The following is a 23,543-nucleotide window of genomic DNA, read 5'->3' as shown; positions in this document are numbered from 1 at the left end:
TAAGTCACCGCTGAACACCCGTCAAGGAGGCCTGGTCCCCTTGTACGGCGCGGGACATGAGGTTTCATCCCCGGCAACGCCCGGTAAGCCGCCCCGGGGCCGGAAGCGATTCTGCGCGCACCCTTGATTTACCGGTCAACCCGACCGTATCGTCCCAGCCATCCACAGCGACGCCCCGTCCTCGGGCCCCGGCTGACGACCCGTCCGCACGGCATCTCGCGATCGCGCCTCCGAGAGGAACCACCCATGGGGAGAACCACCCAGTCCGCACGCCGGATCGCCGGCGCGGCCACCGCCCTCGCCCTCGCCCTCGGAGCGAGCGCCTGCGGCAGCGGCTCGGGATCCGGCGCGAACGCCGCCGGCGGCTTCACCTACTGGTCGATGTGGCGCGCCGACGAGCCGCAGGCCAAGGTGCTGAAGGCCGCGATCGACGACTTCACCGCCGTCACCGGCGCCAAGGTCGACGTCACCTGGGCGGGGCGCGACATCGCCAAGAAGATCGGCCCGGCGATCGCCGCCAACCGGGCCCCGGACCTGTGGGACGAGTCCGACGACAAGGTCTACGGCACCACCGCCGCGGCCGGGCAGGCCCTGGACCTCTCGCCGGTGCTGCAGCTGCCGGTGCCGGGGGAGGACGTCCCGGTCTCCCGGGTCATCCCGGCCAAGTACTTCAACATGCTGCCGAAGGACCCGTCCGGGGCCAACCACTACGTGATCCCGTACGAGGTGGTCACCAACGCGATGTTCTACAACGCGGCCGACCCGGCGGTGGCTGCGGCCATGCCGGCCCCGCCCGCGGACTGGGCCGGCCTGCTCAAGGTCTGCGACGCCCTGAAGGCCGCCGGCAAGGCGTGCATCGCCTCCGAGGGCGAGGACCCGTGGACCAACGGGCTGTTCCTCGACTACCTGCTCAACGGCGCCGGGGTGAACGTCGCCGAGCTCTCCGCCGACAGGTCCGGCGCGGCCTGGGACGCCCCGGCGGTCCTCGCCGCGGCCGGGCAGGTGGAGCAGCTGGTGCGGGGCGGCCACCTGATCGCGGGCTACGACGCCACCAAGTTCCCTGCCCAGCAGACCAATTGGACGGCCGGCAAGGCCGCCTTCTACCTGGACGGCAGCTACGTCACGGCCGAGATCGCCCAGCAGGTCCCAGCCGGCTGGAAGACCGCCTCGATCCTGCCGCCCACCGCCAAGGCCCCGGACGCCGGCCTGTTCGGCTTCGCGATCCCCAAGCGCGCCAAGAACGCGGCCGCGGCGCAGAAGTTCATCGCCTTCTTCCTGCAGAAGAAGCACCTGTCCGGGATCTCCACCACCGCGCTCAACCTCACCCCGCGCGCCGACATCCCGGCCCCGGCCGAACTGGCCGACGTCCAGAAGGCCCTGGCGGCCCCGACCCTGCGGCTCAGCTTCGACGGCGCGAGCGGCGGCTGGCTGGCCAAGGTCCTGAACGAGAACTACCTGGACCTCTGGCACGGCAAGACCACGGCCGCGCAGTTCGTCGCGAAGTGCAAGGCCGACCAGGTCGCCTACTGGCAGAGCCAGGGCTGACGGTGGCGACCACGATCGACGGCCCGCCCCGCGCGGGCGCCGCCCCGCTCCGGCCCGAGCGCGCCGAGCGACCCGGCCCCGGCGCGCTGGAACGCGGGCGCCGCCGGATGTTCTGGCCGTTCACCGCACCCGCGCTGACCGTGTACGCAGTGCTGTTCGTCGCCCCGGTCGGCTACGCGCTGTGGACGAGCCTGCACCGCTGGGACGGCATGGGCGCGATGGACTGGCGCGGCCTCCAGAACTACGCCCTGCTGTTCCGCGACCCGAGGTTCCGCACCTCCCTGGTCAACACCCTGGACCTGATGGTCATCGGCGGCACCGTCACCTTCGTGCTCAGCTTCGCGCTGACCCTGGTGCTGCGCGAGATGCGTGCCCGGCTCTTCGCCCGCTCGGTGCTGTTCTTCCCCTCGCTGGTCAACGGCATGGTCTTCGGCATCGCCGCCGGGTTCCTGTTCTCGCCCACCGGCCCGGTGAACCGGGCGCTGGAACTCTTCGGGGTGACCACACCGCCCAAGTGGCTGTCGACCGACAACCTGCTCCCGATGGTCCTGGGCACCCTGGTCTGGACGGCGACCGGCTACTACACCTCGATCATCATGGCGGCCGTCGACCAGATCCCCGACTACCTCTACGAGGCGGCCGAACTCGACGGCGCCGGCCCCTTCCAGCGCTTCCGGCACGTCACCCTGCCGTGCGCCTGGGACGTCGTCGCGGTCTGCGCGGTGCTGTGGACGGTCAGCTCGGTGAAGATCTTCGAGCTGATCCTGCTCTACGGCGGCAGCACCAACGCCTATCCGCCGGTAAGCAGTTGGAACACCGCCGTGTACGTGTACGCCGAGGCCTTCCCGCAGGGCACCGTCCCGCGGCTGGGCACGGCCACCGCCGCCGCGATGGTCAGCCTGGCCATGGTCACCCTGATCACCGTCGTGCTGCGCCGGCTGCTGCGCCGCGAGCCGATCGAGTACTGACCGCGCCCCGGCCCGCCCGCCACCCACCCCGCCCCGACTCCCACCCCGCCCCGACTCCCACCCCGCCCCGACTCCCACCCCGCCCCGACCACCGACCCGCCCCGACCACCGACCCGCCCCCCACCCGGAAAGGCCACCACCCGTGCCACGAAGCGGAAGCGGACGCGGCTCCACGGGACTCGCGACCCGGATCGGCACGGCCCTCGTCTGGCTCGTCGTCGCCGCGGACCTGCTGCTCGTCCTGTGGATCCTCCTCACCTCGCTGCGCAGCGGCCCCGACATCCTGCGCCACGGCGTCGGCCTGCCCACCGACCCGCGGACCGAGAACTACACCACCGCGCTGGACGAGGGCGGCTTCGCGCGCGCCGCGCTCAACAGCGTGCTCACCGCCGGGCTCTCCTCGGTGGTCGCCGTCGCCCTGGCCGCGCCCTGCGCGTACGCCCTCGCCCGGCGCCGCTCGCGGACCTCCACGGTGCTGACGACGGCCTTCGCGATGGGCCTCGGCGTGCCCGGCCAGGTCCTGGTGGTGCCGCTGTTCGTCGGGCTGTCCCGGGCCGGACTGACCGACAGCGACCTCGGCCTGGGGCTGGTCTACGTGGGCCTGGCCATGCCGTTCACGGTCTTCCTGCTGACCGGCTTCTTCAGCGGCGTCCCCGGCGCGCTGGAGGAGGCCGCCGTCCTGGACGGCGCCGGCCCGCTGCGCACGTTCGTCCAGGTGGTGCTCCCGGTCGCCCGGGGCGGGCTGGTCACCGCCTTCCTGCTGCAGTTCGTCACCGCCTGGAACGAGACCCTGTTCGCCCTGGTCCTGACGAACAGCGAGGGGACGACCACCCTCCCGGTGGCGCTCGCCTCGTTCGTCGCGGCCCAGCAGTTCAACGGCCTGGACTTCGGCACCATGTTCGCCGGAGTCTGCCTCATCCTCGCCCCGATGATCGCGCTCTTCTCCTGGATGGGCTCACGGATCATCCAGGGCATGACAGTTGGGATCGGCAAGTGACCTCGACCCTGCGCACCGACCTGCTCCGCATCGACGGCACCCCGGACCCGACCGGCGGCACCCTGCCGATCCTGCACGGCCTGCCCCGGCAGACCGGGGCCGGCGCCGGGGTCGACGAGGAGATGCGCCGCAACCTGGCCTACGGGGTGCCCGACACCCTGCTGCCGTACACCCGGCAGAGCGGGTACGACCGCGTCCGCGCCGAACGCGAACTCCCGTGCGCGGTCCTGGAGAACGAGCAGCTCACCGCGACCTTCCTGCCCTCCCTCGGCGGACGGCTGTGGTCCCTGGTCCACCGGCCGAGCGGGCGGGAGCTGCTGCACCGCAACCGGATCCTGCAGCCCGCCAACCTCGCCCTGCGGGACGCCTGGCTGGCCGGCGGGGTGGAGTGGAACCTCGGCGCCACCGGGCACTGGCCGCTGACCTGCGAGCCGCTGCACGCCGCCCGGGTCGTGGCGCCCGACGGCACCCCGGTGCTGCGGACGTACGCCTTCGAACGGCTGCGCCGCCTGGTCCTGCGGATGGACGCCTGGCTCCCCGCCGGCTCCCCGGTGCTCTACGTCCACATCGCGGTGCACAACCCCTCGCCGGCCGAGACCCCCGTCTACTGGTGGTCCAACATCGCCGTGCCCGAGGACCGGGAGGTCCGCGTCCTCGGCCCGGCCGACCACGCCTTCCACTGCGACTACGTCAGCGACCTGCGCCGGGTGCCCTTCCCCCGGGTCGACGGCGCCGACCGCAGCTACCCCGGCCGGGCCCCGCGCGCCGCCGACTACTTCCTCGACCTCCCGGCCGGCCGCCGGCCCTGGATCGCCGCCCTGGACGCGAGCGGCAGCGGCCTCGTCCAGACCTCCACCGCACGGCTGCGCGGCCGCAAACTGTTCTGCTGGGGCACCGGCCCCGGCGGCAGGCACTGGCAGGAGTGGCTCTCCGGCCCCGGCGCGGCCTACCTGGAGATCCAGGCCGGCCTGGCCCGCACCCAGCTGGAACACCTGCCGATGCCCGCCGGAGCCACCTGGTCCTGGACCGAGGCGTACGGGCTGCTCCGGGCCGATCCCCGTGCCGTGCACGGGAGTTGGGCGGACGCCCGGGCGGCCGCCGAGGAGGCGCTGGACCGGCTGCTCCCGCCGCGGGACCTCGCGCTCGCCGACGCCCGGGCCCGGGAGTTCGGTGCGCCCGAGGAGGTGCTGGCCGAGGGCGGCGGCTGGGCCGCGCTGGAGATCGAGGCCGGCGCCCTGCCCGCCACGCCCCTGCTGCCCTTCGGCCCGCCCGGTGCCGCCCAGGAGCCGTGGCGGGAGCTGCTGAAGACCGGCACGCTCCCGGTCTGCGACCCGCCCGCCGAGCCGGTCACCGGTGAGCACTGGCGCCTGCTGCTGGAGGCCGGTGCCACCGACTGGCACGCGCTGTACCAGCTCGGGCTGCTGCGCCTGGCGGCGGGGGAGCGGGACGCCGCCCGCGAGGCCTTCCGGCGCTCCGTCGCCGCCCAGCCCTCGCCCTGGGCGCTGCGCGCCCTCGCCTTCCTCACCCCGGACCGGCAAGAGGCCGCCGAGCTGATGGGCGCCGCCCACCGACTCCGGCCGGAGCTCCGGGAGTTGACCATCGAGACGTTGGAGTCGCTGAAGCGCGCCGAGCGCCCCGCCGAGGCGCTGGCGCTGATCGCCGAGCTCCCCCCGGCCGACCGGGCGCACGGGCGGATCCGCCTGGCCGAGGCCGAGGCCGCGCACGCCTGCGGCGACGACGACCTGGTCCGGCGCCTGCTGGCCGAGGGCCTCCGCGTCGACACCATGCGCGAGGGCGAACTCTCCCTGGACGCCCTCTGGCTCGCCGTCCACCCCGGCACCCCGGTGCCGCCGCAGTACGACTTCCGGATGGCCTAGGTCCGGTCCGGCACGATCCGCCGGACAGGGCCCGAGCACCCGCGCCGCCCCACGACCACTCTCCCGTTCCGCACCCCCCACCGCGGAGGCGCCGCAGTGCGCCCCCGCACGGAAAGAGGAGTACCAGTGTCCACTCATCGAACACGGCTGGCCGGCGTCCTCGCCGCCACCGCACTGGCGGCGCTCGGCACCGCCGGCCCCGCCTCGGCCGGCCCGGCCGCCGCCGAGCCGGCCGGTGCCAAGCCCGCCGGCCCCGCGTACACCGTGACGGTCGGCCGGACCGGATCGTACGGGTCCCCCGACGACACCCCCGCGAGCGTCTACACCGACAAGGACGGCACCTTCTACTTCCAGCAGGCGCACGCGCTGTACGGGGCCGAGGACTCCCGGCAGTGGGACTTCTTCACCGGCCGGGACTTCGACGGCGCCACCAGGTCGGCCGCGATCAGCGACGCCGTCAACCCCGCCGACCCGACCGACCGCAACGACGACACCACCGCGCGCTGCAACGCCGGCCCCACCGGCCGGCAGGCGAGCGACCCGCCGCAGGGGTCGGGCTACGCCCAGCGGAACTACTGCGACCTGTCGGGCGTCTGGGTCGACCCGGACACCGGTGACTGGTACGGCCTGGTGCACAACGAGTTCACCCCGCAGCCCTTCGGCGACGGCCTGCACTACGACGCCATCGACTACGCCGTCTCCACCGACCAGGGCCGGACCTGGACCATCCGGGACCACGTGATCACCTCGCCGTACAGCACCACGCGCGGCGACACCACGGCCTTCCCCGCCCAGACCTTCGACTACGGCGACGGCGACCAGCGGCTGTTCGTGGACACCGCCTCCGGCTACTTCTACGTCTTCTACGGCTCCCGGATCGTGGACAAGGGCGGGTCCTGGCGCGACTTCATGGCGCACGTCGCCCGGGCGCCGATCTCCGCCAAGATGGCGCCCGACAGCTGGCAGAAGTGGTACGACGGCGCGTGGTCGCAGCCGGGGCGGGGCGGCCGGGAGAGCGACATGGTGCCCGCCGACGCCGCCCACCCGAGCGGCTACGTACCGCCCGCCGAGGAGTACGACCCGGCGAATCCCGGCACCGTCGAGCAGCAGGTCGCGGCCGGCACGCTCACCCCGACCTCGCCGCTGTTCGTCATGAACGTCGCCTACGACGCCCACCTGGGCCTCTACCTCGGCACGCCGCAGGCCGTCGACCAGAGCGGCGGCGCCCCGCAGCAGATCTACGCCACCAAGGACCTGGCGACCCAGAAGTGGACCCTGCTGGGCGACACCGGCGGCTACCACACCGCCTCCTGGTACCGCTGGTTCCTGGACGGCGCCAACCGGACCGGCTCCACCATCCTCGGCCGCGACTTCCGCCTGTACTGCGCGTTCGGCTGCTCCGGCGGCTCGTCGGGCGAGTACGTCGACCTCACCGTCGGCTCCTCCCGGCCCGCCGCGGCGCCGTTCGACCTCACCCGGACGTACCGGATCGGCAGCGGCGACGGCCGGGTGCTGGCCCAGCGCCCCAACAGCCCGGCGACCACCTCGGCGGGCCGGGCCACCGGCTCCGCGCTGGAGTCCTGGTCGTTCGCGGGCAACGGCGACGGCTCGTACCGGATCCTCAACGCGGCGACCGGCGGCGCGCTGGGGGTGGACGCTTCGGGCAACGCCGGACGGGCCTGGGGCGCCCCGCCGACCGTCGGCGGCTCCGTCGGCGTCGGGCAGCAGTGGTTCATCATGCCGGCCGGCACCGGCTACCGCCTGGTCAACCGCTACAGCGGACTGGTGCTCGGTCTCACCGCCGCCGGCACTCCGGCCGAGACCACGCCCGTCCGGTACTGGACCGACACCACCGGCTCCCCCGTCGGCGGCGGCCGCACCGCCGCCGCGCAGACCCTCACGCTCACCCCGACCGGCACGGCCCGCGAAACGGTCGTGCTCGCCGGTCCGGGCGACCAGTCCGGCACCGTCGGCAAGGCCGCCTCGGTGCAGCTGACCGCGACCGACAACGCCGGCAAGCGGCTCACCTTCTCCGCCACCGGTCTGCCCGCCGGGCTCACCCTCGCCTCCTCGGGCCTGATCTCCGGGACCCCGAGCCGCCCCGGGGTCTCGACCGTCACCGTCACGGCCTCCTCCGGCAGCGCCCGCGCCTCGGTCTCCTTCACCTGGACGGTCACGCCGGTCCTCACCGGCGACCACACCCTGACCGCCGGCGGCAAGGCGCTCGACGACGCCGACCACAGCACCACCGCCGGGAACGGCCTGATCACCTGGACGGCCTCCGGTGACACCAACCAGCTCTGGACGTTCCGCCCGCAGCCGGACGGCTCCTACGAACTGGTCAACCGGCTCTCGGCGATGTGCGCCGACGTCACCGGCGGTTCCACCGCGGCCGGCGCCCGGATCATCCAGTGGCCGTGCACCGGCGGGAGCAACCAGCACTGGAACGTCCGGCCGACGGCCGACGGCTCGTACACCGTCACCTCGGCCCGCAGCGGACTGCTGCTCACCACCGCCTCGACCGCCGACGGCGCCCTGGTGACGCAGCAGCCGGACACCGGCGCTGCGCTGCAGCGGTGGTCGATCGGCTGACGCCGCGCGGCGCCGGCCCGACCGCGCCCGACCGTGCTCGGGCCGGTGGCGCACCCGCCCGGCTGAACCCGCCCGGTCGACCGCCGGGCGGGTTCCGTTCGGGCGCCCGGTCAGCGGGGCGCGGCGGCGCGCAGCCGCTCGGCGGCGGTCTCCGGGCTCACGTCGGTGACGAAGGCGTCGAGCCCGGATTCCACGCCCGCCAGGTACTTGAGCTTGCCGGGCGCCCGCCGGATGGTGAACAGCTCCAGGTGCAGGGCGAGTTCGTCGCCGCCGTCCTTCGGCGCCTGGTGCCAGGCGGAGATGTACGGGGTCCGGTTCGGGGTGGAGCCGGCGGGGGCGGGGAAGAGCCGGTCGAAGCGGCGCAGCAGGTCGAGGTAGAGGCCGGGGAACTCGGCGCGCTCGGCCTCGTCCAGCGCGGTGAGGTCGCGGACCCGGCGGTGCGGGTAGAGGTGGACCTCGTACGGCCAGCGGGCGGCGAACGGCACGAAGGCGGTCCAGTGTTCGCCCTGGAGCACCAGCCGTTCGGGGGTGGCCCGCTCGGCGGCGACGAGGTCCTCGAAGAGGTTCCGCCCGGTGCTCGCCCGGTGCGCCTCGGCCCGGGCGATCATCCGGGCCGTGCGGGAGGGGACGAAGGGGAAGGCGTAGATCTGCCCGTGCGGGTGGGCCAGCGTGACGCCGATCTCCTCGCCGCGGTTCTCGAAGCAGTACACCTGCCGGACGGCGGGCAGGGCGGACAGTTCGGCGGTGCGGTCGGCCCAGACGTCCAGCACCAGCCGGGCCCTGGCCTCGTCGAGGTCGGCGAAGGAGGCGTCGTGGTCGGGGGCGAAGCAGACCACCTCGCAGCGGCCGGTGCCCGGTCGCCGGGTGCGCAGGGGCTCGTCGTGGGCCGTGACGTGCGCGGCGGAGTCCGGGGCGAGCGAGGGGAAGCGGTTCTCGAACACCGCGACCTCGTAGTCGGCCGCCGGGACCTCGCTGAGCCGGCCCTCCCGGGAGGGGCAGAGCGGGCACTCGCCGGCCGGCGGGTGGTAGGTCCGCTGCTGGCGGTGGGCGGCGACCGTCACCCACTCGCCGAGCACCGGGTCGAGCCGGGTCTCGGAGAGGCTCGCGGCGGGCTCCAGCGGACGCTGGTCCGCGGTCTCGCGGAGCGCGCCGGGCCCCTGGTCGTAGTAGAAGAGTTCGCGGCCGTCGGCCAGCTTGGTCGCGGTCTTGTGCACCGCTGTGCTCCTTCTGCGTGGGGCGTCGGCCTGCCTTCGCCCGGCCTCCAACAGAATCAAACAATTGCGATCGCTTGTCAACATGAGTTGACCGGTGGGCGATCGCCGAGCGGGCCCGGCTCCGCGCCGCTTCCGCTCGGAAACCCGCAGCTGTTGACCCCGGCGGGCAATCATGTTTGATTGTGTCGAAATAAGCTCCCGCCCGCCGAGAAGCGACCCTCGCGGGAGCCGAGACCGACACGGGAGCTGAGCAGATGACCGACCAGGCCGCCACCGACTTCGAGGCCGTCCACGGCGCCCGGCCGGCCGGCGTGTGGGCCGCCCCCGGCCGGGTGAACCTGATCGGTGAGCACACCGACTACAACGACGGCTTCGTCCTGCCCATCGCCCTGCCGCACCGGGTCGAGGTCGCCGCCCGCCGCCGCGAGGACGGCCGGGTGCGGCTGTACAGCGCCCAGGGCGACGGATGCACCGTGACCGACCTCGCGCTCGACGGGCTGGCCCCCGGCGTGGTCGCGAGCTGGGCCGCCTATCCGGCCGGCGTGTTCTGGGCCCTCGCCGAGGCCGGACACCCGGTCGGCGGCGCCGACCTGGCCTTCGACAGCGACGTACCGCGCGGAGCCGGACTCTCGTCCTCCGCCGCCCTGGAGTGCGCCACCGCCGCCGCGCTCAACGACCTGTACGGGCTCGGCCTGTCCGCGCCGGAGCTCGCCCTGCTCGCCCAGCGGGCCGAGAACGCCTTCGTGGGCGTGCCCTGCGGAGTGATGGACCAGATGGCCTCCGCCTGCTGCACGGACGGCGCCGCGCTGTTCCTGGACACCCGGACGCTGGAGCAGCGGCACGTCCCGCTGGACCTCGAGGCGGCCGGGTTCCGGCTGCTGGTGATCGACACCCGGGTCAAGCACGACCTCGGCGACGGCGCCTACGCCGCCGTACGGACCGGCTGCGAGAAGGCCGCCGCGCTGCTGGGCCTGGACGCGCTGCGCGACCTGCCGGCCGCCGACCTCGCCACGGCCCTGACGCGCCTGCCCGAGGAGCTCGCCCCGCTGGTGCGGCACGTGGTCACCGAGGACCAGCGGGTGGTCGAGACGGTCGAGCACCTGGCGGCCGGCCGGATCGCGGAGCTGGGGCCGATCCTGACGGCCGGGCACGCCTCGCTGCGCGACGACTACCGGGTCTCCTGCCCCGAGACGGACCTCGCGGTCGAGGCGGCCGTGGCCGCCGGCGCGCTGGGCGCCCGGATGACCGGCGGCGGTTTCGGCGGATCCGTCATCGCCCTGGTCGGGGCGGCCGACGTGGAGCCGGTCTCGGCGGCGGTGCGCTCGGCCTTCCGCTCGGCGGGGTTCGCCGCGCCGGTGGCGTTCACCGCCCTGCCCTCGGCGGGGGCGCGCCGAGTGGCCTGACCGGTCCCGGGCCGCGCGGTCCCGAGCCGTGCGGCCCTGAGCCGTGCGGCCCTGAGCCGTGCGGCCCCGAGCCGCCGGTCAGGTGGCGGCCGGCACCACGACGAGCTCGCCGACCGCGTCGGCCAGGACGCTGCGGGCCGCCGCCGGGAGGGCGTCGTCGGTGATGAAGCAGTCGACCTCCGCCAGGGTCGCGAAGCTGCTCAGACCGACGACGCCCCACTTCGTGTGGTCGGCGACCACGACGGTGCGGCGGGCGGAGGCGATCAAGGCCCGGTTGGTCTGGGCCTCGGCGAGGTTGGGCGTGGTGAGCCCGGCCTGCTCGCTGACGCCGTGCACGCCGAGGACGAGCAGGTCCACGTGGAGGGTGCGGATCGTCTGGTCGGCGAGGGCCCCCACCAGGGCCGCGGAGCGGGTCGGCGCCCCTCCGGTCAACAGCAGCGACGGGACGGACTCCCTGCCCTCGCCCGCGGACGCCCACAGCAGGTCCGCGATCCGCAGGGAGTTGGTGACGACCGTCAGCTGCGGGATCTCCAGCAGCCGGGAGACGACCGCGTAGGTGGTGGTGCCGGCGGACAGCGCGACCACGCTGCCTGGTTCCACGAGCTGCGCCGCCGCGTCCGCGAGGGCGGCCTTGGTGCCCTCCTCCAGTTCGGACTTGAGGTCGAAGCCCGGCTCGTCCGTGCTCGCGGCCCCCACCGCGATGGCCCCGCCGTGGACCTTCTGAGCGGAGCCCTGACGGGCCAGGGCGTCCAGGTCGCGGCGGATCGTCATGTCCGAGACGCCGAACTGCTCGACCAGTTCGGCCACGCGCACCGCGCCGGCCTTGCGGATGGCCTCCAGGATCAGCGCCTGGCGCTGCGGGGCGAGCAAACTCTGATCAGCCACGGAGGCCCTTTCGATCGAACGGGTGCCTGGGTGCCCCCGCGTCCTTCCGGCGGGTCGTCCCCGCCGCGGTCGTGGCGGACGTCGGCGGACGTCGGCGACCGCCGGGAGCCGGACGGGCCGGACAGGCCGGGTGGACGGTCGCGACATGATCCAGTATCCCAGGACGCCGGTGCGCCCCACGCCCAGGATGCCCGGCGGTACGGCGAGGACTCGGCCGTACCGCACCGGACGCCCGGAACCGCCGGTGCCACCAGCGGCGGTGGCACCGGCTCCGGCCCGGCTCCCGTCTCCGCCCGGTCCGGCTCCGGCCGGAGCCGGACCGGGCGGAGACGGGCGGAGAGGGGAGGGGAGGGGAGGGACGTCCTGGGGCCCGGGACCCGGGGGCCCGGGTCAGACCGGCAGGCCGATCGCGCGCTCGCGGTTGCGGCGCTGCTGGACGACGACGGCGGCCACCAGCAGGGTGCCCTGGGCGACGTTCTGCCAGAAGGCGTTGATGCCCTGGACGGTGAGGCCGTTCTGCAGCGCGCCGAGCAGTGCGACGGCGAGCAGGGTGCCGCCGATGCTCCCCCTGCCGCCCTTGAGGGCGCAGCCGCCGAGCGCCGCCGCGGTGATCGACTGCAGCTCCAGGCCCTCGCTGCCGGAGACCGGCTGGCCGCTGCCGGTGCGGGCGGTGAGCAGCACGCCGGCCAGCGCCGCGACGGTCCCGGAGAGGGCGTAGGCGGCGATCAGGTACTTGTTGAGGTTGATGCCGGCGAGCCGGGCGGCCGTGTCGTTGCCGCCGATGGCGTAGACGTTGCGGCCGATGTCGGTGTAGGTGAGCAGGACGTGCACGGCGGCGGCGGTGAGGATCAGCAGCCAGACCATGGTGGGCAGGCCGGCGATCCTGCCGCGGCTGAGGAAGATGAAGACCGGGTCGTCGAGCACGTAGCCCTGGGCGCGGCCGTCCGAGACGAGCTGGGCGACGCCCTTGTAGGCGGCCAGTCCGGCGAGGGTGGCGATGGTCGGGTTGACCCGGCCGTAGATGATGACGGCGCCGTTGAACAGGCCGATGCCGGCGCCGATCGCGAGTGCGGCGCCGATGCCGAGGTAGGGGTCGGCGCCGGTGGAGGTGAACACCATCGCGCTGGTGACGGAGGCGAGGCCGGCCTGGGAGCCGACCGAGATGTCGAGTCCGCCGCAGATGATCACGACGGTCTGGACCACGGCCAGCAGGCCGGAGATGGTGGCGGCCTCGGCGATGACCTGGATGTTGTCCCAGCCGACGAAGTTGGGGTCGAGCCAGCCGAACAGCGCGACGACGGCGACGAGCGCGCCGATCAGGCTGAGGTTCTGGCCGCCGATCGCGGCGAGCAGGGCGCGCGGGCCGCCGGACCGGTCGGGCAGGGCCGCGGCGTCGGGAGCCGGGGCGGTCGGGGGAGTGGCGGTGGTCATCGGGTCTCTCCGGTCCGGGCGGGGGCGGCGGTGGTGGTGCGGATGTCCGCCGTGGCGAGGTCGTCCGCCATGGCGAGGGCGAGGATGGCCTCCTCCGTCGCTTCCTCGCGGGTCAGTTCACCGGTCGTGCGGCCGTTCTGCATCACCACGACCCGGTCCGCGAGGCCGAGGACTTCGGGCAGCTCGGAGGAGATGACCAGGACGGCGGTGCCCTCGCGGGCGAGGTCGGCGATGATCTGGTAGATCTCGGCCTTGGCGCCGACGTCGACGCCGCGGGTGGGTTCGTCGAGGATCAGCAGCTCGGGTTTGCGGGCGAGCCAGCGGGCGAGGACGACCTTCTGCTGGTTGCCGCCCGACAGGGTGCGGACCTCGGCTTCGACGGAGGGGGCGCGGACCCGCAGCCGGTCGGCGTACTCCTGGGCGAGGGCCCTCTCCTGCCGGCGCTTCACGAACCGCCGGCGGCTGAGCCGGCGCAGGCTGACCAGCGAGGTGTTGTCGCGGATCGTGCGCTGCAGGAACAGTGCCTGGGCCTTGCGCTCCTCGGGGGCGAGGCCGATCCCGGCGGCGATGGCGGCGCGCGGGTCCTTCAGCCGCAGGACCTCGCCGCCGAGGGTGACGGTGCCGGAGCGGATCGGGGCGTCGCCGGCCAGGGCGAGGGCGAGTTCGGAGCGTCCGGCGCCGATCAGGCCGGCCAGGGCGACGACCTCACCGGCCCGGACCCGCAGGCTGACCCCGCGCACGTCGTCGGTGGTGAGTTCGTGGACGTCCAGCACGACGCGGTCGGTGGCGACCTGTCGACGGACGAACAGCGAGGACAGGTCCCGGCCGACCATGAGCCGCACGAGCGTGGCCTCGTCGGTGGCGGCGGCCTCGACCACCCCGGCGACCTCGCCGTCGCGCAGCACGGCGATGCGGTCGGCGAGCCGGAAGATCTCCTTCATCCGGTGGGAGACGTAGATGACGGCGATGCCCTCCTGCCGCAGCCGTCCGATCAGGGCGAACAAGGCCTCGACCTCGTGCTCGGACAGCGAGGAGGTCGGCTCGTCGAAGGCGATCGCGCGCGGTGGCACGGCGCCGGTCAGTGCCCGCATGATCTCGACCAACTGGCGCTGGGCGGGGGTGAGTTCGGAGCCGAGCAGGTCCGGGGAGAGGACCTTGTCGAAGCCGAGGCGGGCCAGGTCCGCGGTGATCCGGCGGCGCAGTTCGGCACGGTCCAGGCGGCGCAGCCCGGTGCGCGGCAGCGCGCCGGCGTAGACGTTCTCGGCGACGGCGACGTGCGGGATGATCTCGGGCTCCTGCGGGATGATCCGGATCCCGGCGCGGCGGGCGTCCTGCGGGGAGCGCAGGTCGAGGGGCTCGCCGTCGAGCAGGACGCGTCCCCCGGTGGGCCGGTGGTCGCCGGTGAGGATGCGCAGCAGGGTGGACTTCCCGGCGCCGTTCTCGCCCATCAGGGCGGTGACCCGGCCGGGCGGGAACGTGAGGGTGACGTCCCGCAGTGCCTGGACGGACCCGAAGCGCTTGGACACGCCCTCGGCGCTCAGGCCCGGGGAGCCGCCCGGGGGTGGGACGTCGGCGGGTGGGGGTGGGGTCATCGGGGCCTCGCTGGCGGTGCGGTGCGTACGGGCGGGGGTGCGGTGCGTACGGTCTCCGGGAGGCGGAGCGGCGGGTCGGTGCCGGCCCGCCGCGGCGGCTCGGCCCGGGTCAGCTGCAGGACACGCCCGCGGCCTGCCAGGTGGCGGCGTCGACCATCTTGGTGGGGGCAAAGGCCTCCTGGGGGAAGTCCTTGCCGTTCTTGAGCTTGTCGACCATGGTCTGCACCGAGAGGGCGCCGACGTCCTTGCCGTTGATGAACAGGGCGGCCTTCATGCCGGAGGGCTTGCCGGAGGCCCAGGCCTTGCACGCCAGGTAGGCGCCCAGCCCGACACCGTCGATGTCGTCGGGGCTGACCCCGGCGTTCTGCAGGGCGGTGACGGCGCCCTGGACGTTCTCGTCGTTGCAGCCCCACGCCACCCAGTGCTTGACGCCGGGGTTGGCGGTGATCGTGGCGGCGACCTTGTCCTGGGCGCCGGTCGGGGTGTTGTCGGTCGCGACGTCGATCAGCTGCACGCCCGGCACGGCCTGGTCGAAGGCGGCCTTGGCGGCCTTCACGCGGTCGCCGCAGACGGTGACGTCCTGCTTCCAGGCGGAGACGATCCGGGTGTCGGCGGCGTTCCACCCGGCCTTCGTGAACTCCGCGGCGGCGCGCTTGCCGACCTCGCCGCCCATCTGGGCGCCGCTGAACCCGATCCGGGGCACCAGGTCGGCGGCCGGGCACTGCGCGGGGGAGGGGCCGCTCGCGCAGACCTGGTCGTCGGAGGTGAGCAGGGCGGCCTTCGCGTCCCGGGCCGTCCGGACGACCTGCGGGCCGACCGCAGGGTCCGGCACCACGATGATCAGCCCGTTGCTCTTCCGCGCGATCGCGGCCTGCACCTCGCCGACCGTCTTGTTCGCGTCGTTGCCGAGGTCCACCACCTTCAGGTCGGCGCCCAGTTCGGCCGCCTTGGCCTTCGCGCCGGCGGCCTCGTCGACGAAGTACTGCTGGTCGCCCTGCTTCTGCAGGTAGGTGATGGTGACCTTGCCGGACACCGGCGCGACGGGCGCGTCCGCGCTGTTCGAGGACGTCTGCCCGGTGGAGCAGGCGGTCAGGCCGAAGGAGGCGGCCAGGGCCAGTGCGGCGAGCGAGGCCGGGCGGGCGCGGAGGGAGAGGGGCATGGCGGGGCTCCAGGGGGTGGGGGACTGATCGGCCGCCGGTCACAGAACCGATCAGGAACCATCGCAATCGAACGCGGTGCCTGCACAGGAAACGCCCGGGTCAGGATCCGCGTCAACCCGGTTGTCCGATCGGATCTCGTTGAGACCGTCTTGTGATGTCCCGTCAAGATCATTGCATTGCCGATGAGTTGGCTGGTCAGGCCGAAGCGGCGGAGGGGCCTTCGGTCGCGCCCGGTTTCATGGTGGCCGATTCTGTGGCTGTTCATGCCAAGTTGTTGATTACTGTTGGAAGTCGGGACTACGCTCACCCCCTCCCCACCCCCACCCCGGAGACGCCCATGGGCCGTACACGCCTGTCCTCGACCTGGCGCGCCGTACTGAGCGCGGCGCTCGTCCTCACCGGTGCGCTGAGCACGCTGGCCGCACCGCCCCCCGCGCGGGCCGCCGCCCCGGTCACCACCGCCGTCACCACCGCCGTCACCGTCGACGGCACCAAGCCGGGCCTGACCTTCGACGGCGTCGGCGCGATCTCCGGCGGCGGTGGCAACTCCCGTCTGCTGGTGGACTATCCGGAGCCGCAGCGCAGCCGGCTGCTGGACTACCTGTTCAAGCCCGGCTACGGCGCCGCCCTGCAGGTGCTGAAGCTGGAGATCGGCGGCGACACCAACTCCACCGACGGCGCCGAGCCGAGCATCGAGCACATCCGGGGCGCCGTCGACTGCGACCAGGGCTACGAGTGGTGGCTGGCCGAGCAGGCAAAGGCCCGCAACCCCGACATCAGGTTCTACGGCCTGTCCTGGGGCGCCCCCGGCTGGATCGGCAGCACCGGTGGCGGCAAGGGCACCTTCTGGTCCCAGGACTCCGTCGACTACCTGATGGACTGGATGGACTGCGCCGCCCGGCACCGGCTGGACGTCTCCTACCTCGGCGGCTGGAACGAGCGCGGCTACGACAAGTCCTGGTACGAGAAGCTCAGGAGCGCGCTCACCGCACGCGGCCACGGGGCCACCAAGGTCGTCGCCGCGGACGACGGGTGGGGCGTGGCCGACGCGATGGCCGCCGACCCGGCGTTCAAGAACGCCGTGGACATCGTCGGCGTGCACTACCCCTGCGGGTACCTGAGCTCCTTCACCGACTGCCCGAGCACGCCGGCCGCCCAGGCGCTCGGCAAGCCGCTGTGGGCCAGCGAGAACGGCTCCGAGGACGCCGACGGCGGCGCCCCGGCGGTGGCGCGCGGCATCAACCGGGGCTACCTGGACGGGAGGATGACCTCCTTCCTGAACTGGCCGGTCATCGCCGCGCTCTACCCCGACCTGTTCTTCTCCACCGACGGCATGTCGATCGCCGACCAGCCGTGGTCCGGCCACTACACCATCGGGAAGACGACCTGGGTCACCGCGCACACCACCCAGTTCGCCAAGCCCGGCTGGCGCTACATCGACTCCGCGAGCGGCTACCTCGGCGGAGCGCGCGGCAACGGCAGCTACGTCACGCTGAGGAGCGCGGACACGGGCGACTACAGCACCGTCATCGAGACCATGGACGCCACGGCCGCCCAGACGGCGAGCTTCACCGTCACCGGCGGCCTGTCCACCGGCCCGGTCCACGTCTGGTCCACCGACCTCGGATCCGCCGATCCGGCGGACTGGTTCGTCCACCAGCAGGACGTCACCCCGTCCCGGGGCGCGTACACCCTCACCCTGCAGCCCGGCCGGGTCTACACCGTGACCACCACCACCGGCCAGGGCAAGGGCACCGCCACTGCGCCGCCCGCCGCACCGATGGCGCTGCCTTACGCGGACGGCTTCGAGACGCCCGCGACGACCACCTCGCCGCGGTACTTCGCGGACATGAACGGCGCCTTCCAGACCGTCGCCTGCGGCGGCGGCCGGTCCGGCACCTGCCTGCGCCAGATGGCCCCGACCTCGCCGATCCGCTGGACCGACGAGCCGTACAACGCCCCGTACACGATGACGGGCGACGGCAGTTGGTCCAACTACACCGTCACCGCCGACACCCTGTTCGAGCAGCCGGGCACCGTCGAACTCCTCGGCCGGGTCAACCAGCAGGGCCGCAACAACAACGGCCTGAACGCCTACCACCTGCGGCTGAGCGACACCGGTGCCTGGTCCATCGACAAGAGCGACACCAGCTGGCACTTCACCACCCTGGCGAGCGGCACCACCACCGCCCCCGGCACCGGCCACTGGCACACCCTGGCGTTCGCCCTGGAGGGCTCGACCCTCACCGCGCGCGTCGACGGCACCACCGTGGGCAGCGCCAGCGACGCGAGCTTCACCAACGGCCGGGCCGGCCTCGGCGTGACCGGCTACCGGACCGAGCAGTTCGACGACTTCGCGCTCACCCCCGGCACCCCGACCACCCACACCGGTCCGGTCGCCTCCGCGCTGCCCGGCACCTGCGCCCGCCCGGCCGCCGGCACCCGCGGCGCAGCCGTCCAGCTGTGGGCCTGCGACGGCACCGCCGAGCAGGTGTGGACCCGCACCAACGGCACCCTGACCCACGACGGCATGTGCCTCGACGTCACCGGCCAGGGGACCGCCGACGGCACCCGGGTCGAGCTGTGGGACTGCAACGGCGGGGCCAACCAGCAGTGGACGCCCCAACCGGACGCCACCCTGAGGAGCGCCCAGTCCGGCCGCTGCCTGGACGACCCCGCCGGGGCCACCGCCAACGGCACCCCGCTGGAGATCTGGGACTGCAACGGCGGCGCCAACCAGCGCTGGACCCTGCCCTAGGCGTGTCCCCGGAGGCAGGGGTCAGGTGAGGCCGGCGCGGTCGGCGATCTCCTCGCTGTGCCGCATGTGCTCGTGCGCCCGGTCGCCGAGCTCCGATATCAGCCCGGCGACCACGCTCTCGACCACCGCGAGCGTGGGCACCAGGCTGTCGTACGGGGACGGGGCGCCGATCTGGCTGGAGAAGACGACTTCCGCGTGGGTGCTCACCGGGGAGAGCCAGGTGTCGGTGAACAGGATGACGCGGCCACCGGCCTCCCGGACCAGCTCGGCGGCGGTGACCTTGTCCTCCTCGTACCTGCGGTAGTCGAAGACGACGAGGACGTCGCGGCGGCCGAGCGAGGCGAGCAGCGCGGTGCGCTCGACGGCCCGGTCGGGAAGGAGGCGGACGTTGTCGCGGACCTGCATCAGGTGCAGACCCAGGTAGTGGGCGAAGAGGTCGGTGAAGCGCCCGCCGGCCAGCGTGATGCGCCGCTTGGGGTCGGCGAGGAGCTGGACCGCGCGGTCGAGGTCGTGCGGGGTGACCTCGGCGAGCGTCCGGTCGACCGCCGCGGTGAAGACCTCGCGGCTGCGGGCCAGCAGCCCGGCCGCGCCGGTCCGCGGGTCGGCCGTGTCCGTCCCGGCGTTGCCGTAGTTGCCGCTGCTGTAGAGGGTCACGGGCGAGGCGCGGCGCTCGTCGAGCTCGGCGCGCAGCGCCGCCTGGAAGTCGGGGAAGCCCCGGTAGCCGAGCCGGTTGACGAACCGGATGACGGTCGGGGCGCTGACGTCGGCACGCTCGGCGAGGGTGGCGACGGTCTCGAATCCGGCGGCCGGCCACCCGGCGAGCAGGATCCTGCCGACCTTGCGCTCGGCGGGGCTGCAGTCGCCGAGCCGTTGGCGGATGTCCTCGGCGAGCGTGACGGTGGGCATGGGCGGGGCTTCCCTTCCCGGGTGGCGGGCGGATCGTGGGTGGTGCGCTGTGGAACCCGTCTCCGCAGCCTAGCGAAGTGCCGGGCTGCGGAGATCACCGCGCGGACGTGCTCCCGCGGCGCGGGGCCGCGCGGGCCGACGGGTGTCGGGCGGTCGGGGTCAGCGACGGCCGAGGCGCTCGAGCAGCGCGGCCAGGAGGGCGATCCGGGCCGGGACGCTGGAGGTGTCGAGCCACTCCTCGGGCGTGTGGTCGGCGCCGCCGACCGGGCCGAGGCCGTCGAGGGTCGGCACCCCGAGGCCGGAGGTGAAGTTGGCGTCACCGACGCCGCCCGTGGAGGCGCCGTGGACCCGCATGCCGAGGTCGGCGGCCGTCCGCAGGGCGACGGCGAGCAGGCCGGCCGCTTCCCGGGTGTGCTCCATCGGCGGGCACAGGTCCAGCTGGTCGACCCGGGCCGCGGTGCCCGCCACGGCTGTGCGCGCGGCGGCGCGGCGGATCCCGGCGATGGCGGTGGCCAGTCCCGCGGTGGTGGCCGCGCGGACCTCGACCCGAAGCTCGGCCTCGGGGCACACGATGTTGGTCCGGGTGCCCGCCCGCACCACGCCGACGTTGATCGTGACGCCCGGCCAACGGCCGTTGAGCGCCTGCAGCGCCACCACCAGGTGGGCCGCGGCGAGGGCGGCGTTGGCGCCGCGCTCGGGCTCGATCCCGGCGTGGGCGGCCCGCCCGGTGACGGTCACCAGCAGGTCCGCGACGCCCTTGCGCTCGATGACCAGGTCGCCGTTCTCCCGGGCACACTCCAGGCCGAGCGCGTAGTCCGCCCCGGCCGCGGTGCGCTCGGTCAACGCCCGGCTGGCCGGCGAGCCGATCTCCTCGTCCGGGGTGGCGAGGACGACCAGCTCGGCGAAGGCCGTCCGGCCGAGGCGGACGAGAAGCTCGGCCGCCGTGACACCGGCCAGCAGGCCGCCCTTGTCGTCGCTGACACCGGGCCCGTACGCGCGGCCCCGGGAGGCCTCGAACGGGCGGGCGGCAGCGGTGCCGTCCTCGAACACGGTGTCCATGTGCCCGAGGAGGACGATCCGCGCTCCCCCGTCCTCGACCGGCAGCGAGCCGGCGAGTCGGCCGACGAGGACGTCCCCGAAGCGGCGTCCGTCGATCTCGGCGGGGGTGGTGCGCTCGGTGGTGAACCCGACCGACCGCAGGCGGCGCTCGAACCAGTCGGCGACCCGGTTCACGCCGTCGGCGTTGTGGGAACCGGAGTCGACGGCGACCAGCTCGGCGAGGTCGCCGAGGTAACGGGGAAGGACCTTCCCGGCGGCGGCCGACAGCTCGGCCAGGCCCGTGCGGCTCGCCGGTTCGGCGGGGGCGCTCACAGGACCTTGGACAGGAACGCCTTGGTGCGCTCCTGTTCCGGGTCGACCAGGACCTTGCGCGGGTCGCCGGCCTCCACGACGACCCCCTCGTCCATGAACACCGCCGTGTCGCCGACCTCGCGGGCGAAGCCGATCTCGTGGGTGACCACGACCATCGTCATGCCGTCCGCGGCGAGGTCGCGCATGACGTCGAGGACGTCACCCACCAGCTCCGGGTCGAGCGCCGAGGTGGGCTCGTCGAACAGCATCAGCTTCGGCTTCATCGCCAGTGCCCGGGCGATGGCGACCCGCTGCTGCTGGCCGCCCGACAGCTGCGCCGGGTAGTGGCCGGCACGATCGCCGAGGCCGACCCGGTCGAGGAGCCGCTGCGCCTCGGCCCGCGCGTCCGAGGGGTTCATCCGGGCGACCCGGACCGGCGCCTCCATGACGTTCTGCAGCGCGGTGAGGTGCGGGAAGAGGTTGAAGCGCTGGAAGACCATGCCGATCTCCCGGCGGCGCTCGGCCACCTCCGACTCGCGCAGCTCGTGCAGCCGGTCGCCGACCTGCCGGTAGCCGACCAGGGCGCCGTCGACCGACAAACGGCCGCCGTCCACCTTCTCCAGGTGGTTGATGCAGCGCAGGAAGGTGGACTTGCCGGAGCCGGAGGGGCCGAGCAGGCAGCACACCTGACCGCGTTCGACCGTGAGGTCGATGCCCTGGAGGACCTCGAGCCTGCCGTAGTGCTTGCGCACGCCCTGGGCGTGCACCATGGGCTGGGCCATCGGATCAGCCCTTCCGGTTGCGGTTGGACGGGAGGAAGCCGGCGGCGCCGACGAACATGCGGCGCAGCGGGGAGACGGATGGGCCGCGGCCGGTGCCGCGGCCGTAGCGGCGCTCGAGCCAGGCCTGGGGGACGCTGAGGACGGTGGTCAGGGCGAGGTACCACAGGGCGGCGACCACGAGCAGCGGGATGACCTGGTAGTTCTGCGCGTACACGTCCTGGATGTTGGACATCAGGTCGTGGGCGGCGATCACCGAGACGTAGGCGGTGGTCTTGAGCATGTTGATGGTCTCGTTGCCCATTGGCGGGATGATGACCTTCATGGCCTGCGGCAGGACGATGCGGCGCATCGTCATGGCGGGCTTCATGCCGAGGGAGTGGGCGGCCTCGGTCTGTCCGGGGTCGACGGACTGGATCCCGGCGCGGACGATCTCGGAGGCGTAGGCGGCCTCGTTGAGGCCGAGCGCGAGGAGGGCGGCGACCGACGGGGTGAGGAGCTGGTTGGTGTCGAACTCGACGAAGGTGATCGTCGTGAACGGGATGCCGATCATCAGGTGCTTGTAGAGGGCGGCGGCGTAGGCCCAGAAGATGATCTGGACCAGCAGCGGGGTGCCGCGGAAGAGCCACACGAAGAGGCTGGACAGGCCGTACAGGACCGGGTTGCCGGACAGGCGCATGACGGCGACCAGGGTGCCGAGCGCGAGGCCGACGGCCATGGCGGCGACGGTCAGCCACAGGGTGGTGACCAGGCCGTCGAAGATGAGGTCGGCGAAGAGGTAGTGGCCGACGACGTCCCAGTGGACGTTGGGGTTCTTGGCGAGGGAGCCGACCAGCCCGACCAGCGAGAGCAGGGCGAGGGCGGCGGCGATCCAGCGTCCCCAGTGGCGCACGGGCACGGCGATCGGGTCCTCGGTGCCGGTGGCGGCGAGGCTGCCCGGGGAGCGGTGTGCGGTGGCGGCCATGTCAGTCCACCGCACCGTTCTTGGTGGCGGACTTGACGGCGATGGAGGCGACGCCGTACGTGCCGTAGATCTTGGCGAGGGAGCCGTCGTCGATGAGCGACTGCAGCGCCTTCTGAACGGCGTCGGTGAGCTGCGGCAGGCTCTTGCTGATCGCGATGCCGTTCGGGGAGGCGTTGTAGCCGCCCTGCGCGGCGGGATCGTCGACGACCTCGAAGGTGGCGCCGTTGTCGGCGGTCTTCGCGGTCCAGCCGGCCGCCGGCTTGGTGAGGACGTCGGCGGACACCTTTCCGGAGCGCAGCGCGAGCTGGGCGTCGGAGTCCTTGGGGAACGCCTGGACCTCGATCGGCGCCCTGCCCGCGTTCTTGCAGGCGTCCTGGTGCTTGTCGAGGAGCTTCTGCTGGTTGGTGGCGGTCTGGACCGCGGCCTTCTTGCCGCAGAGGTCGTCGAGGGTGACGATCTTGTCGGGGTTGCCCTTGGCGACCATGATGCCGGTACCGGAGACGGAGTAGTCGACGAAGTCGACGACCTTGCCGCGTTCCTGGTTGTCGGTGATCGCGCTGATCGCGGCGTCGTACTTGCCGGCCTGGATGGCCGGGACGATGCCGTCGAACTTCTGGGCCAGGAACTCGAACCTGACGCCGAGCTTCGCGCCCAGGGCCTGGCCGAGGTCGTAGTCGAGGCCGGTCATCTCGCTCTTGCCCTCGGCCACGTACATCTCGAACGGGGGGTACGGGATGTCGGTGGCGACCCGGACCTTGCCGGACTTCTTGACCGCGTCGGGGAGCGCTGCGTGCAGGGCGGCGTCGGGGCTGATGGAGACGCCGGCGACGGTGACCGGGGTACCGGCGCCGGCGGGGGTCTCGGACCCCGTGCTCCCGCAGGCGGTCAAACCGAGGGTGGCGCACAGGGCGAGGGCGGCCGGCAGGGCCGGTCTGCGAGCAGCAGAGGAGTTCACGGAGCAACCTTTCGAGAACTGAGCGGCGCCGGTGGGGCTGCGCCGCGAGCCAGGACGTTACAGGTAAACCATCTTGATGGCCATATGTAATGAAGGCTACGAATCGGTAACGCCCCGCGAAGCCCGGCTGAATCCCTGATGGATGCTCAGATGGTCAAGGTTTCACC

At 73.4% G+C, this 23,543-nt stretch carries 17 protein-coding genes; 7 read left to right on the top strand and 10 right to left on the bottom strand.

Annotation, left to right across the window (positions count from 1 at the left end; translation table 11 throughout):
- Positions 1-246: 246 nt before the first annotated feature.
- The 5 genes from ACZ6Y7_RS17875 to ACZ6Y7_RS17855 all read left to right on the top strand — a co-directional run bounded on the left by ACZ6Y7_RS17875 (position 247) and on the right by ACZ6Y7_RS17855 (position 7,979).
- Positions 247-1,545 carry an ABC transporter substrate-binding protein gene (locus tag ACZ6Y7_RS17875; protein WP_465758836.1) on the top strand — a complete coding sequence of 433 codons (1,299 nt, stop codon included), beginning with the start codon at positions 247-249 and terminating at the stop codon, positions 1,543-1,545.
- Positions 1,546-1,547: 2 nt separating this feature from the next.
- Complete coding sequence (locus ACZ6Y7_RS17870; RefSeq protein WP_465758835.1) at positions 1,548-2,513, top strand: carbohydrate ABC transporter permease; 966 nt, start codon at positions 1,548-1,550, stop codon at positions 2,511-2,513.
- 142 nt (positions 2,514-2,655) lie between these two features.
- Positions 2,656-3,510 carry a carbohydrate ABC transporter permease gene (locus tag ACZ6Y7_RS17865; protein WP_465758834.1) on the top strand — a complete coding sequence of 285 codons (855 nt, stop codon included), beginning with the start codon at positions 2,656-2,658 and terminating at the stop codon, positions 3,508-3,510.
- Positions 3,507-5,387 carry a DUF5107 domain-containing protein gene (locus ACZ6Y7_RS17860; protein ID WP_465758833.1) on the top strand — a complete coding sequence of 627 codons (1,881 nt, stop codon included), beginning with the start codon at positions 3,507-3,509 and terminating at the stop codon, positions 5,385-5,387. The genes ACZ6Y7_RS17865 and ACZ6Y7_RS17860 overlap by 4 nt, the downstream gene beginning before the upstream one ends.
- Positions 5,388-5,513: 126 nt before the next feature.
- Positions 5,514-7,979 carry an RICIN domain-containing protein gene (locus ACZ6Y7_RS17855; protein WP_465758832.1) on the top strand — a complete coding sequence of 822 codons (2,466 nt, stop codon included), beginning with the start codon at positions 5,514-5,516 and terminating at the stop codon, positions 7,977-7,979.
- A gap of 110 nt (positions 7,980-8,089) precedes the next feature.
- Here the strand turns inward: ACZ6Y7_RS17855 and galT are convergent, their stop codons facing one another.
- Complete coding sequence (galT, locus tag ACZ6Y7_RS17850) at positions 8,090-9,193, bottom strand: galactose-1-phosphate uridylyltransferase (protein ID WP_465758831.1); 1,104 nt, start codon at positions 9,191-9,193, stop codon at positions 8,090-8,092.
- A gap of 254 nt (positions 9,194-9,447) precedes the next feature.
- Here galT and galK point away from each other — a divergent pair, with 254 nt between their 5' ends.
- Positions 9,448-10,596, top strand: a complete 1,149-nt coding sequence (gene galK, locus ACZ6Y7_RS17845; RefSeq protein ID WP_465758830.1) for a galactokinase — start codon at positions 9,448-9,450, stop codon at positions 10,594-10,596.
- A 78-nt stretch (positions 10,597-10,674) separates the two neighbouring features.
- Here galK and ACZ6Y7_RS17840 read toward each other — a convergent pair whose 3' ends face one another.
- The 4 genes from ACZ6Y7_RS17840 to ACZ6Y7_RS17825 form a co-directional block, all read right to left on the bottom strand.
- Entirely contained in the window at positions 10,675-11,481 is an 807-nt protein-coding gene (locus ACZ6Y7_RS17840) for a DeoR/GlpR family DNA-binding transcription regulator (protein ID WP_465758829.1), read from the bottom strand.
- 390 nt (positions 11,482-11,871) lie between these two features.
- Positions 11,872-12,912, bottom strand: coding sequence for an ABC transporter permease (locus tag ACZ6Y7_RS17835; RefSeq protein WP_465758828.1), 1,041 nt, complete (start codon positions 12,910-12,912; stop codon positions 11,872-11,874).
- Complete coding sequence (locus ACZ6Y7_RS17830) at positions 12,909-14,504, bottom strand: sugar ABC transporter ATP-binding protein (protein ID WP_465758827.1); 1,596 nt, start codon at positions 14,502-14,504, stop codon at positions 12,909-12,911. Before ACZ6Y7_RS17830 ends, ACZ6Y7_RS17835 begins: the two co-directional genes overlap by 4 nt.
- Positions 14,505-14,613: 109 nt before the next feature.
- A complete protein-coding gene (locus ACZ6Y7_RS17825) occupies positions 14,614-15,663 on the bottom strand; it encodes a substrate-binding domain-containing protein (protein ID WP_465758826.1) in 1,050 nt (349 codons plus the stop codon).
- A 338-nt stretch (positions 15,664-16,001) separates the two neighbouring features.
- Here ACZ6Y7_RS17825 and ACZ6Y7_RS17820 point away from each other — a divergent pair, with 338 nt between their 5' ends.
- A complete protein-coding gene (locus ACZ6Y7_RS17820; protein ID WP_465758825.1) occupies positions 16,002-18,422 on the top strand; it encodes a ricin-type beta-trefoil lectin domain protein in 2,421 nt (806 codons plus the stop codon).
- A gap of 21 nt (positions 18,423-18,443) precedes the next feature.
- Here the strand turns inward: ACZ6Y7_RS17820 and ACZ6Y7_RS17815 are convergent, their stop codons facing one another.
- From ACZ6Y7_RS17815 to ACZ6Y7_RS17795, 5 genes are all read right to left on the bottom strand, one after another.
- A complete protein-coding gene (locus ACZ6Y7_RS17815) occupies positions 18,444-19,328 on the bottom strand; it encodes a MurR/RpiR family transcriptional regulator (protein ID WP_465758824.1) in 885 nt (294 codons plus the stop codon).
- Between the two features lie 159 nt (positions 19,329-19,487).
- A complete protein-coding gene (locus ACZ6Y7_RS17810; RefSeq protein ID WP_465758823.1) occupies positions 19,488-20,699 on the bottom strand; it encodes a M20/M25/M40 family metallo-hydrolase in 1,212 nt (403 codons plus the stop codon).
- Positions 20,696-21,460, bottom strand: coding sequence for an amino acid ABC transporter ATP-binding protein (locus ACZ6Y7_RS17805; protein ID WP_465758822.1), 765 nt, complete (start codon positions 21,458-21,460; stop codon positions 20,696-20,698). Before ACZ6Y7_RS17805 ends, ACZ6Y7_RS17810 begins: the two co-directional genes overlap by 4 nt.
- A gap of 4 nt (positions 21,461-21,464) precedes the next feature.
- Complete coding sequence (locus tag ACZ6Y7_RS17800; RefSeq protein WP_465758821.1) at positions 21,465-22,421, bottom strand: amino acid ABC transporter permease; 957 nt, start codon at positions 22,419-22,421, stop codon at positions 21,465-21,467.
- Between the two features lies 1 nt (position 22,422).
- On the bottom strand, positions 22,423-23,376 hold the full coding sequence (locus ACZ6Y7_RS17795) for an ABC transporter substrate-binding protein (protein WP_465758820.1): 954 nt from the start codon (positions 23,374-23,376) through the stop codon (positions 22,423-22,425).
- Between the last annotated feature and the right edge of the window lie 167 nt (positions 23,377-23,543).

The organism is Kitasatospora sp. NPDC053308 (assembly GCF_055585785.1).
The sequence above is the reverse complement of the archived record's forward strand: the minus strand, read 5'-3'. Positions and strand labels throughout refer to the sequence as shown.

What these genes read in the sequence shown, in the direction of transcription:
- ACZ6Y7_RS17875 (WP_465758836.1), top strand. Translation starts at nt 247, where the DNA reads ATGGGGAGAACCACCCAGTCCGCACGCCGGATCGCCGGCGCGGCCACC.
- galK (WP_465758830.1), top strand. Translation starts at nt 9,448, where the DNA reads ATGACCGACCAGGCCGCCACCGACTTCGAGGCCGTCCACGGCGCCCGG.
- ACZ6Y7_RS17835 (WP_465758828.1), bottom strand. Translation starts at nt 12,912, where the DNA reads ATGACCACCGCCACTCCCCCGACCGCCCCGGCTCCCGACGCCGCGGCC.
- ACZ6Y7_RS17830 (WP_465758827.1), bottom strand. Translation starts at nt 14,504, where the DNA reads ATGACCCCACCCCCACCCGCCGACGTCCCACCCCCGGGCGGCTCCCCG.
- ACZ6Y7_RS17825 (WP_465758826.1), bottom strand. Translation starts at nt 15,663, where the DNA reads ATGCCCCTCTCCCTCCGCGCCCGCCCGGCCTCGCTCGCCGCACTGGCC.
- ACZ6Y7_RS17820 (WP_465758825.1), top strand. Translation starts at nt 16,002, where the DNA reads ATGGGCCGTACACGCCTGTCCTCGACCTGGCGCGCCGTACTGAGCGCG.
- ACZ6Y7_RS17815 (WP_465758824.1), bottom strand. Translation starts at nt 19,328, where the DNA reads ATGCCCACCGTCACGCTCGCCGAGGACATCCGCCAACGGCTCGGCGAC.
- ACZ6Y7_RS17805 (WP_465758822.1), bottom strand. Translation starts at nt 21,460, where the DNA reads ATGGCCCAGCCCATGGTGCACGCCCAGGGCGTGCGCAAGCACTACGGC.
- ACZ6Y7_RS17800 (WP_465758821.1), bottom strand. Translation starts at nt 22,421, where the DNA reads ATGGCCGCCACCGCACACCGCTCCCCGGGCAGCCTCGCCGCCACCGGC.